The sequence below is a fragment of the Nakamurella sp. UYEF19 genome, assembly GCF_040546275.1.
Taxonomy (GTDB): Bacteria; Actinomycetota; Actinomycetes; order Mycobacteriales; family Nakamurellaceae; genus Nakamurella.
Genome location: NZ_JBEPNO010000018.1, coordinates 96,227 through 112,182 on the forward strand (window position 1 = coordinate 96,227; position 15,956 = coordinate 112,182).

Consider the following 15,956-nt stretch of genomic DNA (forward strand, 5'->3'; position numbering starts at 1 on the left):
GAACGCGACCATTCCTCCCTGATTCCTTAACTGAACGGCATTGAGGCTAGAGGCCGCACCGGTTGCGCACTACGTGACGCCGAGGGCGGCGAGAATGACGTAGTCCACCACTGAGACGAAAAAGTCCCGCTGGATGGGCTCGCGGCTGGTGTTCAGCCGGTGCGTGCTCATCGCCGGGATGACCTCGGCCAACACGGGGACGCTCGCGGTGAAATTCTTAGAGATCTCTCCTTTGTCCACCGCCCGATGAAGGAGGCGTCGGTAGATTTCGACGTAGGGCTCGGTGACCTCGGAGCGGACGATATTGGCGAGGCGCTTCGAGTTCCGGGTAGCGGAGGCCAGTCCCACGAAGATCGATAGCCTCCGGCTAGGACCTCCGAGCCACGGGGAATCGATCACAGCGAGCAGGTCTGATCGGAGAGATCCGAGGTCAGGCGGCCGATCCTCCTCGGGAGGACGTCCGGCGGCTCGGATCGCGGCGAGGACGAGGTCCTCCTTTGTTGACCATCGGCGGTAGAGGGTGGTTTTGGCCTTGCCCGTGCGGGCAGCCACCTCATCGATAGTGAGGCGCTCGTAATCTTTCTCGGCGAGAAGGTCGAGGGTGCTGGTCAAGATCAACACATCGCTTGAGTGGTCCCGCGGGCGGCCGATCCGCAGGCCGCCTGTACCGGCCCGGCCGACTGGAGAAGCAGTGTCAGAGGTCTCCACATCAACAGGGTAGGCCAACCCAACCACTTACGCTACTGAGCAGTAGCGTAACGTCGTAGAAGGCCGCGGAACTGCGGTCGTGGCGAAGGAGGATCAGTGGACATCCAAGACGCAGTCATCGTGATCACGGGGGCATCATCGGGTATCGGGGCTGCCACCGCGCGGGCCGCATCGCGGGCCGGCGCCCGGGTGGTTCTCGCCGCCCGACGGGAGGACCGGGTCGCGGACCTTGCGGACGAACTCGACCGGGCCATCGCCATCCGCTGCGATGTCACCGACCAGGCACAGGTCGGCTCGCTGGTGCAAAGCGTGCTTGACGCGTTCGGGCGTATTGACGTCCTGGTCAACAACGCTGGTCAGGGACTGCAGGCCCGGACGGAGCAGATATCGCTGGACGACTTCCGTGCGGTCCTCGAACTGAACCTCATCGCGCCCCTGGCGATGATGCAGGCGGTGCTGCCGACGATGCGTCACCAACACGCAGGTACCGTCATCAACATCAGCTCGGGGACGACTTTTGCCGATATCCCGGGCACCGGCGGTTATGTCGCTTCCAAGATCGCGCTCGAGCGTCTTTCCGCGATTGCCAGGAACGAGCTCGACGGGACAGGGATCATTGTGTCGACCATGATCCCGTTTGCCACCCACACCGAGTTCCTCACCTCGATCCGGGCGGGTCGCGCTGATGCCGAGGCCATGACCGCCGGCGCAGAATTCGACACGCCCGAGCAGGTCGCCGACGCGATCCTGCAACTGATTGCGAACGGTGAACCCCGAATGGACTTGGTCCCAGCGGCCTACGGCGGCACACGCTGATCGGCCGACCCTGGGGATGTCCCACGCGCCGATGCTGACTAAATGTCCCTCGGCGGGCTCGCGTCGAAAGAATCACATGGCCCTGCAGCTCAACGATTGGTGTCCTGTCCGATAGCCGCTTACCTCCACGTCGCCCCGCCCAGCGTGATTGCTTCCATGTTCGGCGACGCCGTTGGACGCGGCATGATCGGAACGGGCGGCCAGACGCTAGGCGCACGTCGGGGACCGACCTTGGGGCCTTGACCGTCGACCAGGTTGAGACGGGCGGTTGCACTCATGGAGAACGAACTGCTCGGCATCGGCCGGTAGGGTGGCGACGCTCAGCGGGCTGCCCGTCAGTGCGCTGCGCTTCTATGACGGGGCTGGTGTGTTGCCGCCGTCGAAGGTCGACCCATTCACCGGATACCGCTTCTACTTGTCGAGTCAGGTATCAAAGGCAAGGCTGGTGGCGCATCTGCGCCGGGTTGGCCTGCCGCTGGACGACATCAGAACGGTCCTGGCCGACCCGACCGAGGCCACTTCATGCTGCCCGCCGCCGAACTGATCCGAGCACTGCGCGACGTCCGGCACGCCATCTGCGACGACCCGGACCAACCGCGCCTGAACGGGGTCTTCCTGGACAGCGAGCCCGACCAGCTGCGGCTGGTCGCCACCGACCGATACCGACTCACCACCAGTACGGTGACCACCTCCGCGCACACGGAGCTGCACCTGTTGCTGCCCACAGCGGCGGTCGACGAACTGATCGCCGACGACCCCACCGGCATGCTCGACATCGTCGTGGATGGCGACACCATCACCCTGTCCGGTGACGGCGTCACCGTCCGAGCGCAGGTGCCTGACGTCGACTTTCCGCCATACCGCAGCTGGCTTGACCTCGGTCGCCGGGAAGTGCCAGTGGATGCGGGGGCACTGCGGGCCGCACTGGGGGCCGGCAGCACCGAGATCTTCACCCGTGACGACGATGGGGTCGCCTATGAGGTCAGCCGACTCAGCGTGACCTCCAGCGGAGTGCACGTCGGCCCGTCCGATGACCCCGACGCGCTCGTGATCGGCGTCAACCGGGAGTTTCTGCTGCAGGCGCTCGAGGCCGGCGACCAACTCACCCTCGGCCTGGATGACTCGATCGCACCACTGGCCATCCGCAACCCAAAACGAGATGGCGTCCTGTCGATCCTGATGCCCGTCCGCCTGGAGCAGCCCGCCTGACCTCGCGCCTGGAGATGCCTCATCGCGGGACGCGTCGCGATCGCCAGCGCGTCCCGCGCACCGATCCGCTGCTCACGTTCGTCGTCAGCTCAGCCGATTGCCGCCAGTAGCAGGGGCACAGCCTGGCCGGGCCAGATCCCGGTGAGCCCGACGGACTCCGTTCCCTGATTCGGCGTCCGATACAGGATCAGTGTCGTGTCGCCCCGCATCTGGGTGGTTGTGTCCTGGTTGATGACCACCAGCCGGTCGAAGGTGGGCAGGTCGCGTGACGGCGAGCTGCTGCCCTGCACGTGCGTGTCGCCGCGCTGCAGGATGAGCCCGTCCTCGGTGCTCCAGTACAGGTCGGCCTCTCGGCCGCCGGTAAGGATCGTCGCGGCTAACGCTGTGGCGTACACGTGGTCGGTGCAGCCGTCGTAGATCCACCGTTGACCGAGAACGGTGTGCGTCATCGTGGTGATCAGAGTCGACCCAGCGGCTTCTCGGGGTGCACCTCGGTAGGTCAGAGGGACCTGGAGGACGCGACCGTCAGCGGTGCCGAGCAGATGGGTTTCCATCCCAACCTCTCCGGCGGGATCGTCGAAGCGGTACGAGCCCAGCCGGGTCAACGAGGAGGTGTCCACGCCGACGGCCCAAGGCTGGTCGGGGATCCACGCCCGCAAGAGCTCCAGCTTGCCCGGCACGATCGTTGCTGAGACGTGAACGGCCATGGTGGCAGTGTTCCAGTAGGACCGTGCCGCCGGACGTGCGCGCCAGGGCGCTAACCAAGTGCCGCCTCGTTCGACCGTTTCGGCTGACTCAAACGGAACAACCGCGCCATCGCCTCCCGCAGACCCGGGCGGTCCGGGTTGGTGCCGGTCAAGCCGTGATCGACGTAGACGCGGGCGGCAGCGACACCTAACGCGGCGAGCGAGTCGTGTTGAGCGGTGAGGTCCTGCTGGTCGGTGGAGCAGCGGGCGTACCCGATGAGAAGCGCCGCCATGGCGCACCTCCTGTGACGGGCCGGGCCGCCACGGAGCGGCGACTCACGGCGGCAGCCGGGGCCGATGCGATCACCCCACTCCGAACTGCGCCATGCCGGTAGTGGATCCCCGCGCGACGCGGTTGTCCGGGGAAGCGGGTGCGGGTCGCCGCAAGATGTCCTTCAGCCGGTCACCGCGCCCAGCTGAGGACGGACCGGATGGTTGGGCGCAGTTGAGTTATGGCAGCAGCCTGATCGTCTGCGGGCGCGCCTTCATCGCATGGATGACCAATTCTTCGCCGCTGTCGAAGACCAGGACCACGGTCTCCAGGAGACGGCCCCGGGTGACGAACCCGAGCCGCAGCTGCTGGGCCGGGCTGTCCTCGTCACGTTCATCGGTCCACAGCGGCCACGTCGCGGCATAGACGGCGTCCTCGGGATCGATACCGTGCTTTCGCGCAGAGTCGTGAACTCTCACGCGACATAGGCCGCTAACGCCTCGCGAATTGCCTCCGAGCGAGTCTTGTGAGCTCGCGCAGCGCTGGCGTCGATGGCGGCCAGTTCGTCTACCGTCAACCGCAGGGCAACGACCTGGGACGGTTCCGCGCCGCGTCCGGGTCGTCCGCGGCCGCGCTTCTTCAGCGCGTCGACGTCGAACCCTTGCTCCGCTTGGGCCGCCCATGCCGCGATCTGATCCTCGGTGACCGGGGCCCCGTTGATTGTCTCCTGATCCATCGCAATATCGTATAACGGAAAGAAGGTGTTGGGGTAGTGGCCAGCCAGCTCGGTTGCCTCGGGCTTGTCGTTCGTCGCCGATCGTGTTCCGGTCACCGATCGGTGATCGGAATAGGGTCGAGCGGTGCCGGGAGATCCGATCGCTGTCTGCGCAGCGGGTGAGACCGCTTGGCAGCGATGTGCTTATGCCGGGCTCGGTAGCGCTTGGCGCACGGATCCGGGGTTGGGATGGTCGACCCAGGTGCCCCACCGGTTTCTGCTCGCCGGGGTGACACTGACTGCCCGCCCCGCCCTGCCAGCGGGTTTGGTTCAGCAACAGCCCGGAATAATCTGCGATAGCTGGGCGGCCCTCGAGCCAGGTGATCTCCCAGGCTGGACCACCACACCGTCGGACCCTTGGATGATCAGAGGGCCGTCGCCCTGCACCCTCGGAGGTCCCGCGGACATCACGATTGCCCCGGAGCGGGATGCGTTGTTGTTCGAGGCAACAGCGTTCCGCGCGAACGGTGTATCGGCGGTGCCCGGTGAACTGCACCCCGTCAACAGCCAGGGCTTTCCCGGGCTCACCCTGTTCCTTGCCCGGCGAAGAGGGATCCCGATCGGGACCGCCTTGAGCGTGCGGCACTCTTCTGGTGTCGTGGTCTCCGCAATCAACGTGGTTCCCGAGGAACGGCGGCGAGGTGTAGGCCGAGCACTGACCGCCGCCGCGTTGCTTGTCGCCCCCGAGCTGCCAGCCACACTCGCCGCTAGTGACCTCGGACAGTCGGCGTATCGGCAACTGGGCTTCATCGAGATGCACCGACCCGCTCACTGGATGCCACCTCGACCCGCCATCTAACCCGCCTTGCTGGTCCTCCGCCCTTTCACCTGTCCCTCATTGACAGTGGGATACCCGGAGCCAATCGACCCGACAAACAGCTCGGATCAACATCGACGCCGTAGCCGCAGCGGGATCCCGCTGCGGTCGTCGATGACCGGTGACCTGCCTGGCATGCTCGTGGTGACGGTACTGATTCCCAGATCACCAGCTCGGATCCGCCCGTGGGGATGACGAGGTCAGGAGGTGCGAGTGGCTACCGTGGTCGTCGACGGGTCGTCCTGGTTCCGTCGCTTCTGGGTGGCGTCGTCGGTGTCGGCGTTCGGTACCTACGTGACCACCGTGGCACTGCAGGTGCTGGTGGTCGACGATCTGGGTGGGTCAGCTACCGAGGTGGGCCTGGTCAACGCCGCACGCTGGGCGCCGTACCTGCTCGTCGGGCTGCTCGTGGGGGTGCTCACTGACCGGCTACGTCGCCGCCCCGTCCTGGTGGTCACCGACCTCGGTCGCGCTGTGGTGCTCGCCGGGATCCCGCTGCTCGCCGTGCTGGACCGGTTGACCCTGCCCGCCCTGCTGGTTCTCGTCGCAGTGCTGGGTCTGCTGTCGCTGGGCAACGACGCCGCCCACCAGTCCTTCCTGCCCCGCCTGGTCCCCCGTTCCGGGCTGTCCCGGGCCAACGCACGGCTGCAGCAGAGCGACGCCGCGGCGCAGACTTCCGGGCCCGCCTTGGGGGGTCTGCTCGTGGCCCTGCTCGGGGCGCCGCTCGCGGTGCTCGTAGACGCGGCCAGCTACCTGCTCTCCGGGGTGCTCACCGCGTCGATCCGCACCGTCGAGCTTGTGCCCGAGCGGGAGCAGCGGCACCTGCGCCGCGAGCTCGTCGAGGGAGTGCGCTGGGTGTACCGGCACCGCACCCTGGCGCCGCTGGCGTGGAGCACCCACGCGTGGTTCCTGTTCTTCAGCGTGCTCGGTGCGGTCTACGCCCCCTTCGTGCTCACCACGCTCGGACGCTCACCGCTGGCGCTCGGGATCACCCTGGCCCTCGCCGGGGTGGGTGGTTTGGTGGGGGTGACCGCCTCGGCGCGGGTCACGGCCCACGTCGGGCTGTTCGGCACGATGGCCACCGGACGGTTGGCCGAAGCCACGGGCATCGCGGTGATCGCCACGGCGGTGGTCGCCCCCGAAGCGGCCCTGGTCCTGCTGGGTGCCGGGCAGCTCCTGGTTGGCCTCGGACTCGGCGTGGAGGGGCCGGTGGACATCACCTACCGCCAGGCCATCACCCCGGACCGGTTGCAGGGCCGGATGAACACCACCATGCGCTCGGCCAACCGATCCGTGATCGTTCTCGCGGCCCCACTGGGTGGGCTGCTGGCTGACCGGGCCGGCCCGGGGGTGGCCCTCGCCGTCAGCGCCACCGGCATCGCCCTCACCGTCATCGCGCTCAGCCAGACCGGCTTCCGCACCGCCCACCTCGACGACGCCCCACCCCAGGGGACGTGCCCGGGTGAACCCGACACGACCTAGGCACGCAGCATCGCCACACGGCCGACACAACCCCTGCCTGGACCTCCCTGAACGACAACGGGACCTGTGCCCGGTCAGCGATCGACCAACGATCGCCCGAGCGGGCCGGGGCCAGCTAGTTGTCGTCGGGATAGTGGTTTTCCCAGCCGTGCGGTGCCCACAGAAGCACTCGTCGAGCTAGCTCAGGAGCAAGCCACAGATGCGTGATGGCCGCTGGAAGTGGCGGTGGTTCGGGGGGAAGCGTATCTCCGGCGTCCAACAGCCCGTACAAGACGGGAAACGGCAGAGCGCTCCAATGCACAGGTAGGAACAGGTGGCGCTCATCGGTGTCGGCTCGGGCGGTCTTGTCCATGTGGCGAACCATGTGCGGTTCCGCGAATGCCTCTTCCAAAGCCTCTCGGAGGCCGGTCAACGATTCATCGACGGCACCGCCTCGGGATGCGGGAAGAACCGCGGCACTTCGAATTTGGTTCCCATCTGCGGCCGGTAGCTCGGGATGGCCGACCATGTCCGACCTGGAGTGCTCCACCAGCCAGGCGATGTCGGGGTCCGGATTCACGCCGATCTGTCGTTGCCACAACTACTCAGGTCGAGACAGTCCCGCGGCCTCGCACAGCAACGCGATCCGGGCGTACCTCCCTTTGAGCTGCGGCAGATCAGCCGGCGAACCGACCTCGACTGTCCAGGTCCACTGGCCTGGGAGTGGCCACCGGAACTGGTCCCGACCTAGCAGTGAAACGGTTTGTAGCGCGCCGTCGCCGGAGAGTGCTGTCACCTCGAACGCCGCCCGGCGGCCGGTGGGGTAGACCAACATCGAGTCGACGACGCCTTGCCGCCCACCGACGTCCCACGGTTCGGCGACAACCCCGAGCACACGCTCAGCGATCAGGCAGGCCGCCTGCTCCTGCTTACTCAAGCCCCGGAACCGTTCTGACATGCCAGACAGCACAGCACGTGGGAGAGGGAATCGTGGCCCCCGGCCATGCTGGGGCCAGCCGCCAAGGAGGAGGGGCGGACGCCGACCGGTCAGCGATCGTTAACCGGCCCGTTCGAGGAGGTGGCGCATCACAGGACGCGAGGGGTAGGTACGTCCGATTTCGTGGAAGCCGGCAGCCGTGAACATCGACATGGTTCCTGTGAATACGGCTGCGGGCGACGGGCGTGCGCTCAGTCGGTCGACATCGACCGGATGCCCGTCGAGAACGGCGGCGCCCTGCCTGTTGGCGAACTGCGTCGCAGCGCGTAGCAACGACACACCGACGCCACCGCCGCGATGTGCGCGCCGTACGGCAAAGCAGCTGATCCACCACGCGGGGTCAGCGTTGTCCTGGGCGTAGAGCCGCTGCAAGGCCCGGTTCTCCGCGATCCCGAGTAGCGACGTGCGCATGACAACTCGGCTCCAGCCCGCGGGCTCGTCACCGACGTAGGCGATTAGACCGACGGGTGCATCGGCGCGCTCGATCTCGTCGCGCAGCGCGGTCGACCTATCCGTTCCGCCCGGCCGGCGAAATCGCTGACACCAGCACGTCGAGCCACCCCGACCTGCGAAGACCGCGACTATGTCGTCCCAACGCTGCGCGGTCGCGGGGTGCACCGTGATTCTCACCAGCTCATTCTCTGACGAATAGCCCACAGCCTCAAAGAGGCGTCGGTGTTCCGGTACGCCACGCCCATCCCGAACGATCACGCCGACGATCTCGACGTACCGCAAGCCGAACAGTGACCGGTCACCCATCCCGCAGCAGGAACCAACGCTGGCACGCCAGTCCAGATTTGCATCGGTCAATCCGGATCAAGCCGGTGCCTCCCCCGAGCCGTCACCAGCCAGGCCGCACCGGCAACGAGAAGGCCGACGAGCGCCATACTCTCCAGGACCAGAACTACGACACGAAATGCACCGTGCAAGCCCAGGCCGGCCAGGTAGAGGATCGCCAAGCTGAACAGGAACCACCGCAAGAACTTCAAGAGCACCCGCGACCGGCGCTCCAAGCGGGCGAGTGCTGCAGCATCATCAGCGCTCATCTCGACATTGCTGCCACTGTTCATCAACTCAACCTCCCCGTCAGCCCCCCGATTGGGTTTGAGCATCAACCCGCCGTCCGATGATTGCTCCCACGTGCACAAAAGGGCCGGACGTCGCGGTCGGTCCAATGGGCCGGGCCACCATGACCCTCCCGATCCTGAAGATCACGGGAAGTCAGCTCGGCGCAACGCGCCGTGGACCAGCGCGCCGACACCATCGACGACCATCACCACAACGGGATCATTGATCGACGCACTCGTCATGTTCATCGCCTGCCCGCTGCCCCGGTAGCCGAACGCCGACCGGTCCGGGATCCCGCTGCGGTGACGGCCGCCGAAGGTGTCGCCGCGGCACCAGTCGGCCTTCCACTGGCAGACAGTTGATCTGAAGGTGACGGACTGGGTGACGCTCATCTCGCGCATTTCAGTTCCCTGGCTCAAATCTGTAGTAAACCTACAGACGGCCACCAGATACCGATCCATCACCAGGGAAGGAGAGCATCCCGTTGCTCACCAAACTTCGCACCAAGCTGCTACTCACCCCGCTCCTGGCACTGGGCCTACTGACCGGCAGCGCCGTCGTTGCCGTTGCCACCGCACAGCCCGCCTCCGCTTCCACCCCATACGGTTGCTCCCAGACCACCGGGTACAACTGGTACCAGGCCGCGGGCCTCCGCTTCGAGATGCAGTCGTACACCCAATGGGTGCAGACCCCGCGGGACGGATACGTCATCTTCGACTCCCCCATCGTTGCGCTTCGCACCACCGACGGTCGCACCCTTCGCGCACACAACTTGGTGTTCTACATGCAGGTCGGCAATTCCAGCGCTCCCTGGATAAACGGGCACAGAGTCACGTACAACGCCACCCCCAGCTACTCCAGCTACCACTACAACGGCAGCCTGGGCAACGAGCGCTCCACCTCGAACACCTCGGGGTGGTACGGAAAACATGTCCGCTACATCGTCAACGCGCAGGGCCACAACTTCGTCGGTCCCTGGGTCACCGTCGGTTCAGGTCTCTACTCCTGCGTCTGACGCTCACCCCCCCCCCAATGCCGGGCCGCTTCGGCCGGGCTCGGCCTGTCGACCAGCCGCCCACCGGCGTTGTTGGCTTGGCGCGCAGGCGCATCTGAAAAGACCAATGCAGGTCGCCGCGGCCAGGAAACGAGTCGACGAACCACGTCGACGCCGAAGGTGAGCCACACGTCCGCAAGGGGGTCTTGGAGCGTTCGATCAGAGTCGACTGACCGAGCTCGAACCGCCGTTCACGACAATGACCTGAACGGCCGGCTCAGCAAACACGGACCAACCTGGTCTCGGCCGACTGCCCGCAGACCGATCCCGTTGAGGAACGGCTCGCGAGAGTGACCGACCAACCCCTCGGGGCTCGGTGTTCGGGGGGAGGGTGGGCTCCCTCGAGCGGGGGTCGCGGTGCAGGTGCAGTGTGTGATAGTCCGCCTGTGAGCAACGGGCTGGGTAACCCAGGCAACGTCGAGCCGGCGTATCTCCTGCGCTACCCATCGCAAAAGCGCGACGTCATGATCACCGGACTGGTGGCCGTGGTCGGTGTGGTGGCGATCGTCGTGGCGCCAGCATCATGGCAGGTGACCAATGGTCTCTGGGTCTTCGTCATAGTTCTCTTGATCGACATGGTCATCACGGCGTCCTCAGGGATTCGCTGTGACGCGGACGGTGCTGGTCGATGGAGGGGCGTTTACATGATCACCCGACTGACGTGGTCAGAGATCCAGAGGTTCGAAGCCCGAGAGGGTCAAGGAGTTGGCGTGTTGCTGAACGGCAGTGGCGGCTGGATACGGCTGGCCCGACAGTCGGTTTTCGGCGATGCTGAGCTTGAGGCTGTCGCTCAACTCGAGAGGCAGCGCCAACTCCGGCAAAGTGAGCTTGGCTAGTTAGCACTGCTCTTTGTCCATGGGGTGCGCTGCCCCATCGCCACCGGTCACCGATCGGCTATCGGTCACCCGCGGACTGCGCTTGACCATCGCCTCCAGTTGACCTCGTCGGCCGGCCGGATGTGCGGAGCAACCGCCGGATTGGCCCAGTTCTGGTGCACAGCTCATCGGGCTGGGAGGTTGTCCACCAAGAAGTTGAGGGCCCGCAACGTGGCGCCGGTGAGGTTCGTATCCTGGCGTGCATCGGGTTCCAGCGAGGCTTGGATCCGCTGGTAGGTGACGGCTTGGAAGGCGAGGTCGGCCACATCCGCGAGCTCCAGTGCCCGGCGCAGCGTTGACTCCGCGCAACCTTCGCGCCACGGCTTCAGGTACGCCTGCACCCAGGGTGCGTCCCAGTCCAGGTCGGGCCGCGCGGTGCGGGGTCGGACGGCGCACAGGTGCGCCAGGTCGAGCACCGGTTGTCCGACGCAGGCATCCGACCAGTCGAAGACCACAGCGCCGTCGGCGGCGACCACCACGTTGGCGGGGTAAAGGTCCCCATGGACCAGTACGTCGGGCAGTCCGCATGCCGCCAGTTCGTCGAGCAAGGCAAGGGCCCGGTCCAGACCGTCCTCCAGCTCCCGGCGCCGCCGGCCGTCCAGCTGTCCGGCAATTATCCCGGTTCGCAGCATGTCGGCGAGCTCTCGGCCGGTGCTCGCCAGTCCACGCTCAGGTGCCCCGGTAGCGCGGAGCTCCTCGTGCAGGCCCGCGACCGCCACCTGCAGCTGCGCCATGGCGGTGCACGTGGCCACCCTCTCCTGTTCGACCGTCCGTGCCGGTTCCGCGGGCGGGAGGGCGTTCATCAGCAAGCATGCCCGCTCTTCGTCGATGGCCAGCACTTCGGGCACTAGGGCCGGGACGACCCCGGCGAGCCAAGCGGTGATGGCGGGCTCGTGGGCGAACAGCGCGGATGAGGCTTTGAGATAGCGCATGCCCTGGCTGGTGGGGATGCGCTCTACGTGCGATAGGCCCCACGACTTCATCACCGTCGAAGGTCCCGTCCGGTGCGCACCGCGCTGTTCCAATATCTCGTCGACCCATGCTGTGGTTTCTGCTGACCACCCCTGGCGGCACCAGGGGGCACGCGCGGCCGGGATCGGCCCGTCTCGCTCCTGCCGGAGAGCAGCCGACACCAGCGATGCCAGCTCGTCGGGAACGCTCGGCGGGTAACCCTCCACCGAGCCGCGCACCCGATGCAGCACGTGGCCGTGCTCGCGTAACGGCGGACCAGCCGGGTCGACTTCCCGGCCGGGTCCCAGGACCGCGACCAGCTCGGCGAAACAGGTTAGGTCCTGCGGAGGGTGCGGTAGGCCAACCAACTCGTAACCACAGGCCGGGTCCACGACAAGCAGGTGCTGGGTCTCCACGCCCTGCACCGTGCCACACCACCAGGGAACGCCGAGGCAGCAACATCGCGGGGTCTCGCTCGTTCCGACTTCGGCGGTCCCGCGACGCCATCCCCGATCGTGCGACCCGCGATCTTGTCGTCGGATTCCGCAGGCGGGTTTCTGGTGACCGTAGGACGATCCTGCTGCGGCGACAGCATCGATGTTGACCGCGCGCTCCGCTGAGATCATTGGGTGGCTGTCGCTGGGGTTCTGCGTCATGAATAGACGACTGGCAACAGCTAGGTCCCGTCGGGCCGAGGCAGGACGCGGTGTGGCGCGGCACCGGCCTGATGCAACGCCGCGGGGCTGTCCGGCCAATAGAAGATATGACGATGTCGGACGATGGACCTGGCGACGCCGGGCGGCAGTGGGTGGCGGATCTGTACCGGAATCACGGTGCTGCGCTGCTGCAGTATCTGACCGCCAGGGTCGGCGCTGCCGCGGCGGAGGATCTGACCGCTGAGACGTTCATCGTCGCGATTCGGCGCCGGGACATGTTCGACGATGCCCGGGGGACCGGCAGGGCGTGGTTGTTCGGCATCGCCTCCAACGCTGTCCGTGAGCACTTCCGCCGTGAAGTGCGCTATCTGCGGGTGGTCGTCAGGGCGGGCGCCCAGCGCGCCGATGATCAGTCGCACGCCGACGCGGTCGACGACCGGTTGGACGCTGAAGCCGCTGTGGCGCGCCTGGTGCCCCGGCTTTTGAGCCTTTCCCCCGTGGACCGGGACGTTCTGCTGCTCACGTCGTGGGCCGGTCTTGGTCCATCCGAAGTCGCCGAGGCGCTGGGTCTGACTGCGGCGACGGTGCGGTCGCGGCTGCACCGGATCAGACGCAAGCTCCGTGCCCCCACCCCGCCAGAGGGTGTTGACCAGCTGTCCGAATCCGCGGTCACCGCGTCGCCCGCTGCCCAAGTTGGTCTGAAAGGAATTCGTCATGCTTAAGTCTGGAACCCCCGACCGTTGGTCTGATGACGACCTGGATCGGGCGCTCGGCGATCTGCTGGCCAAGAGCCCCCTCGACCCGGCGAGCCTGACCCGTGTGACGACGCGGATCGGACAGACAGCTATCCACATCCAGCAGATGTCCGCCGCCCCACTGCTATCCAGCGCTGGAGGCTCCCAGGTGCGCCCAGAGACAGAAACCCGGCCGGTGCGCCGCCGGCCCGGTCGCTTCAACGGTCACCGCACCGCCCTGCTGATCACGGCGGTCGCAGTGGCCGTCGCGGTCGCGGTCACCGCTCCACTGGCCCTGTTCCACTCCGCACCTGCACTAACGGCCAGCACCGGCGCCCCGCTGAGCACCAAGGCGTGCGCCACCCACAACCTCACTGCCAATGATGCCCAGCCGAACGACACACCGACCCTTGCCGGCCCCGGTGCCTCGCCGGCGACGACCTGGTACTCCCCGGCCAAAGCCGCGCAGCTGAGCATGGCGTTGCAGACGGCACTGCCCCCGGGCACCTGCATGTTCAAAGGCTCGGAGTGGGGCAACCTGACCTTCCCGGATCAGCTGAACCCAGGCGATGCGATCCCGCAGGTGGGAATGCTTGATGCGCAGGCTGGTGGGCGACTGGTCACCGCGGCCGGCGACGGGAACCTTAAGGTCAGCATGTTCCGCGCCGCCGACGCTCAAAGCTGTGTGACCGGCCGATTCGACCGCACCCAGACCGAGAAGGACGGAACCGTCATCTGGCAATTGACGGGCTCGGCGACGACCAGCACCACCACGTGGATCGTCCTGGTCGTGACCGCCTTCCAGAAGAACGGCACCTGCTCGATGCTGCGAGTGTCCGACGAACGGGTCGGCGCCGACGACACACCGTCCCGCCCCGGGATGAGTGCGACCGGAGCACCTCCGCTGTCCTTGGCCCAGCTGACGACCCTGGCCACCACGCCGGGGCTGACCATCGCCCCGTTCAGCGACATCGTTACCGGCGCCGCACTTTTCACCTACGCCCCGCAAACCGGCAAGACCGAATTCAGCTATCCGACCGGTGAACGCCGCCCGCTACCCACCCTGACCGGTCCAGCTCTGACCGGATCCAAGACCTTGGCGACCTCGGACTACCCAGGAAAGATCCTGGTCATCAACTTCTGGGGATCCTGGTGCTCCCCTTGCCGCGACGAAGCCGATGAACTCCGGCTCGCATCCGCCGCGCTCGACCCGGACCACGTCCAGTTCCTGGGCATCAACGTGAAAGACAACACCAGCGGCGCCATCGCTTTCAACGCCACTTCACGCATCACCTACCCATCAATCTTCGACCCCACAGACCTGAGCTGGCAGGCGATCTCAGGGGAATCAGCGGGCTCGCTACCGGTGACGATCGTCTTGGACCGGCAGCACCGCGTCGCGCACGTCTGGCTACACGAAATCACCCACGCCGACCTCGGCACAGTCGTCGGGACGCTACTGAAAGAGAAGTGAACCCGGGGAGCCTGAGCCCGTGTTGCGCTGACTGCTCGGCATACGGCCTGTCTGAATCGCCGGCGCGTCGTCCGGGGCCACCACATCTGTCCGCGACCGATCGCCGATCGATAACAGGTGACCGATCGACGTAACTGATCGGCGTCCAATCGCGACCGGCCGTCGACACGCCTGGGTGTACGGGTTTCCGCCGACGGGCGTCGCCGGGGGTCGGCGGGTGAGCCTCAGATGCACCAGGATCTGCCAGCCGGTGGCGGTGGGCTAACCGGAACAGGGCGGGTAGTGGATGTAGTAGGTGACTGTTGGTGGATTGCCAGGCTTACCGGTGGGGGCCGCCTCGATGGGGGCTGAGAGGGCTTCATCTGGTAGGGGCTGGTGGGTGTCGGGGCTGGTGACCGTCTTGTTGTAGATGACGGGTCGCCACGTACCGGCTCGGCCGATGAACCCTTGCGTAAATGTTGCCCGCGCGCCATTCTCGCAGACGACGTCGACATCTACGCCTCCGTCGCCGGGGTGGTCGAAGTCGTAGGTAGCCACCGAGAGGGTCGCCCCTGCATAGGCGGCGATCAACGTGTTGACTCCGTCAGGCGAACTGGACGGGTCTTCGATCTGGTTGAGGTGTTCGGCGTTGGAGGAATGTACTGCCCCCAGGAAGTCCGACACGGCGGAGGTGAAGTCCACGGTGGGTGAACCGTCCTGGTTGTACCCACGCATGGTGTCCGCTTCGCCGCATGCGGAGATCCCGAAAATCATCAGAGCAGCCAACGTTCCTGCGGCCAGATGACGTTTGGGTCTGGATCGGTTCATGTTGACCTAGATCATGGGTCCGGTTTTGGACATGTGGACGCTCCCCGTGTTCGTCGGTTCCCCATGACCTGAACCGGGGGCGTGCAATTCCCGGCGATGGGCTGCGCGCGACCGACTCGACCCGTGAGTGGTGGGCCGACGAGCGGCAGCTGTTCTGATCACTTCTCGTCCCCGTTCGCGGATCCCCGACCGGAACGCCTCAGATGAGCGACTAGAGGTCCCAATCCCGACCCAACAAGATGAAGAACGCCCGTAGCCACAACGAGTCTGTGCTGCAGATCGCGTAGACGAGTGCGTTGCTGATCGGCAGGGAGCTCGCCACCTGAGGTCACTTCGAGGCGAGTTCTGCCGCGATTTTCTTTGCGATGGCGACTGCACCGGCACTGTCTCCTATCTCGCCTGCGTTCCAGACTTCGAACACATAGTTGCCCGCGGCCACGGCGAGGACGGGGAACGCGAACTCGGCCTTGTCTGCCACGCCGCTGACCTGCGTCACGACACCCCCAGCAAAATTCTGTGCGAATTTGCTCAGTTGTGGCTGCAGTGACGACAAGGTGACCTGACTGCTCGGTTCGTACACGTCCAGGGCCAGACCGC

General features: G+C 66.2%; 20 protein-coding genes and 1 pseudogene. 9 read left to right on the forward strand and 12 right to left on the reverse strand.

The genetic code is table 11. From position 1 onward, the window contains the following. Positions 1–69 precede the first annotated feature (69 nt). On the reverse strand, positions 70–612 hold the full coding sequence (locus tag ABIB25_RS20905) for a TetR/AcrR family transcriptional regulator (RefSeq protein ID WP_354530451.1): 543 nt from the start codon (positions 610–612) through the stop codon (positions 70–72). 192 nt (positions 613–804) lie between these two features. On the opposite strand from ABIB25_RS20905, the gene ABIB25_RS20910 reads away from it, so the two are divergent. The 3 genes from ABIB25_RS20910 (at position 805) to ABIB25_RS20920 (ending at position 2,733) form a co-directional block, all read left to right on the forward strand. Then, on the forward strand, positions 805–1,524 hold the full coding sequence (locus ABIB25_RS20910; RefSeq protein ID WP_354530452.1) for an SDR family NAD(P)-dependent oxidoreductase: 720 nt from the start codon (positions 805–807) through the stop codon (positions 1,522–1,524). Between the two features lie 310 nt (positions 1,525–1,834). After that, positions 1,835–2,068: a MerR family transcriptional regulator gene (locus ABIB25_RS20915; protein WP_354530453.1), complete on the forward strand. Its 234-nt coding sequence runs from the start codon at positions 1,835–1,837 to the stop codon at positions 2,066–2,068. Further along, positions 2,047–2,733: a DNA polymerase III subunit beta family protein gene (locus ABIB25_RS20920; RefSeq protein ID WP_354530454.1), complete on the forward strand. Its 687-nt coding sequence runs from the start codon at positions 2,047–2,049 to the stop codon at positions 2,731–2,733. Before ABIB25_RS20915 ends, ABIB25_RS20920 begins: the two co-directional genes overlap by 22 nt. 89 nt (positions 2,734–2,822) lie before the next feature. Here the strand turns inward: ABIB25_RS20920 and ABIB25_RS20925 are convergent, their stop codons facing one another. From ABIB25_RS20925 to ABIB25_RS20940, 4 genes and pseudogenes are all read right to left on the reverse strand, one after another. Beyond that, entirely contained in the window at positions 2,823–3,440 is a 618-nt protein-coding gene (locus ABIB25_RS20925) for a CG0192-related protein (RefSeq protein ID WP_354530455.1), read from the reverse strand. Positions 3,441–3,544: 104 nt separating this feature from the next. Further along, positions 3,545–3,712 (reverse strand): annotated as a pseudogene (locus tag ABIB25_RS20930) (recombinase family protein); the annotation flags it as partial. Between the two features lie 217 nt (positions 3,713–3,929). Next, positions 3,930–4,169 carry a toxin gene (locus ABIB25_RS20935; protein ID WP_354530456.1) on the reverse strand — a complete coding sequence of 80 codons (240 nt, stop codon included), beginning with the start codon at positions 4,167–4,169 and terminating at the stop codon, positions 3,930–3,932. Next, complete coding sequence (locus tag ABIB25_RS20940; protein ID WP_354530476.1) at positions 4,166–4,426, reverse strand: ribbon-helix-helix protein, CopG family; 261 nt, start codon at positions 4,424–4,426, stop codon at positions 4,166–4,168. The genes ABIB25_RS20935 and ABIB25_RS20940 overlap by 4 nt, the downstream gene beginning before the upstream one ends. A 400-nt stretch (positions 4,427–4,826) precedes the next feature. On the opposite strand from ABIB25_RS20940, the gene ABIB25_RS20945 reads away from it, so the two are divergent. Together ABIB25_RS20945 and ABIB25_RS20950 are read left to right on the forward strand one after the other, a co-directional pair. Next, positions 4,827–5,264, forward strand: a complete 438-nt coding sequence (locus ABIB25_RS20945; RefSeq protein ID WP_354530457.1) for a GNAT family N-acetyltransferase — start codon at positions 4,827–4,829, stop codon at positions 5,262–5,264. Positions 5,265–5,495: 231 nt separating this feature from the next. Further along, a complete protein-coding gene (locus tag ABIB25_RS20950; protein ID WP_354530458.1) occupies positions 5,496–6,764 on the forward strand; it encodes an MFS transporter in 1,269 nt (422 codons plus the stop codon). Between the two features lie 580 nt (positions 6,765–7,344). Here ABIB25_RS20950 and ABIB25_RS20955 read toward each other — a convergent pair. The 4 genes from ABIB25_RS20955 to ABIB25_RS20970 form a co-directional block, all read right to left on the reverse strand. Beyond that, positions 7,345–7,680 (reverse strand): hypothetical protein, encoded by a 336-nt coding sequence (locus tag ABIB25_RS20955; protein ID WP_354530459.1) that lies wholly within the window; start codon positions 7,678–7,680, stop codon positions 7,345–7,347. A 120-nt stretch (positions 7,681–7,800) separates the two neighbouring features. After that, positions 7,801–8,475: a GNAT family N-acetyltransferase gene (locus ABIB25_RS20960; RefSeq protein WP_354530460.1), complete on the reverse strand. Its 675-nt coding sequence runs from the start codon at positions 8,473–8,475 to the stop codon at positions 7,801–7,803. A gap of 71 nt (positions 8,476–8,546) precedes the next feature. Then, on the reverse strand, positions 8,547–8,810 hold the full coding sequence (locus tag ABIB25_RS20965) for a hypothetical protein (RefSeq protein WP_354530461.1): 264 nt from the start codon (positions 8,808–8,810) through the stop codon (positions 8,547–8,549). A gap of 141 nt (positions 8,811–8,951) precedes the next feature. After that, positions 8,952–9,200, reverse strand: coding sequence for a hypothetical protein (locus ABIB25_RS20970; RefSeq protein WP_354530462.1), 249 nt, complete (start codon positions 9,198–9,200; stop codon positions 8,952–8,954). Positions 9,201–9,292: 92 nt separating this feature from the next. Here ABIB25_RS20970 and ABIB25_RS20975 point away from each other — a divergent pair, with 92 nt between their 5' ends. Both ABIB25_RS20975 and ABIB25_RS20980 read left to right on the forward strand, forming a co-directional pair. Next, the gene (locus ABIB25_RS20975; protein WP_354530463.1) at positions 9,293–9,823 is read left to right on the forward strand and encodes a hypothetical protein; all 531 of its coding nucleotides are present in this window, start codon (positions 9,293–9,295) and stop codon (positions 9,821–9,823) included. 425 nt (positions 9,824–10,248) lie between these two features. Continuing rightward, on the forward strand, positions 10,249–10,698 hold the full coding sequence (locus tag ABIB25_RS20980; RefSeq protein ID WP_354530464.1) for a hypothetical protein: 450 nt from the start codon (positions 10,249–10,251) through the stop codon (positions 10,696–10,698). Between the two features lie 164 nt (positions 10,699–10,862). Here the strand turns inward: ABIB25_RS20980 and ABIB25_RS20985 are convergent, their stop codons facing one another. Then, positions 10,863–12,104: a phosphotransferase gene (locus ABIB25_RS20985; protein WP_354530465.1), complete on the reverse strand. Its 1,242-nt coding sequence runs from the start codon at positions 12,102–12,104 to the stop codon at positions 10,863–10,865. A gap of 353 nt (positions 12,105–12,457) precedes the next feature. On the opposite strand from ABIB25_RS20985, the gene ABIB25_RS20990 reads away from it, so the two are divergent. Both ABIB25_RS20990 and ABIB25_RS20995 read left to right on the forward strand, forming a co-directional pair. Then, the gene (locus ABIB25_RS20990) at positions 12,458–13,066 is read left to right on the forward strand and encodes an RNA polymerase sigma factor (RefSeq protein ID WP_354530466.1); all 609 of its coding nucleotides are present in this window, start codon (positions 12,458–12,460) and stop codon (positions 13,064–13,066) included. Then, entirely contained in the window at positions 13,059–14,552 is a 1,494-nt protein-coding gene (locus tag ABIB25_RS20995; protein ID WP_354530467.1) for a TlpA family protein disulfide reductase, read from the forward strand. The genes ABIB25_RS20990 and ABIB25_RS20995 overlap by 8 nt, the downstream gene beginning before the upstream one ends. 261 nt (positions 14,553–14,813) lie before the next feature. On the opposite strand, the gene ABIB25_RS21000 is transcribed toward ABIB25_RS20995, so the two are convergent. Together ABIB25_RS21000 and ABIB25_RS21005 are read right to left on the reverse strand one after the other, a co-directional pair. After that, positions 14,814–15,359, reverse strand: a complete 546-nt coding sequence (locus ABIB25_RS21000; protein ID WP_354530468.1) for a hypothetical protein — start codon at positions 15,357–15,359, stop codon at positions 14,814–14,816. Positions 15,360–15,687: 328 nt separating this feature from the next. Continuing rightward, on the reverse strand, positions 15,688–15,956 hold a 269-nt coding region (locus ABIB25_RS21005), incomplete at its 5' end, for a hypothetical protein (protein WP_354530469.1).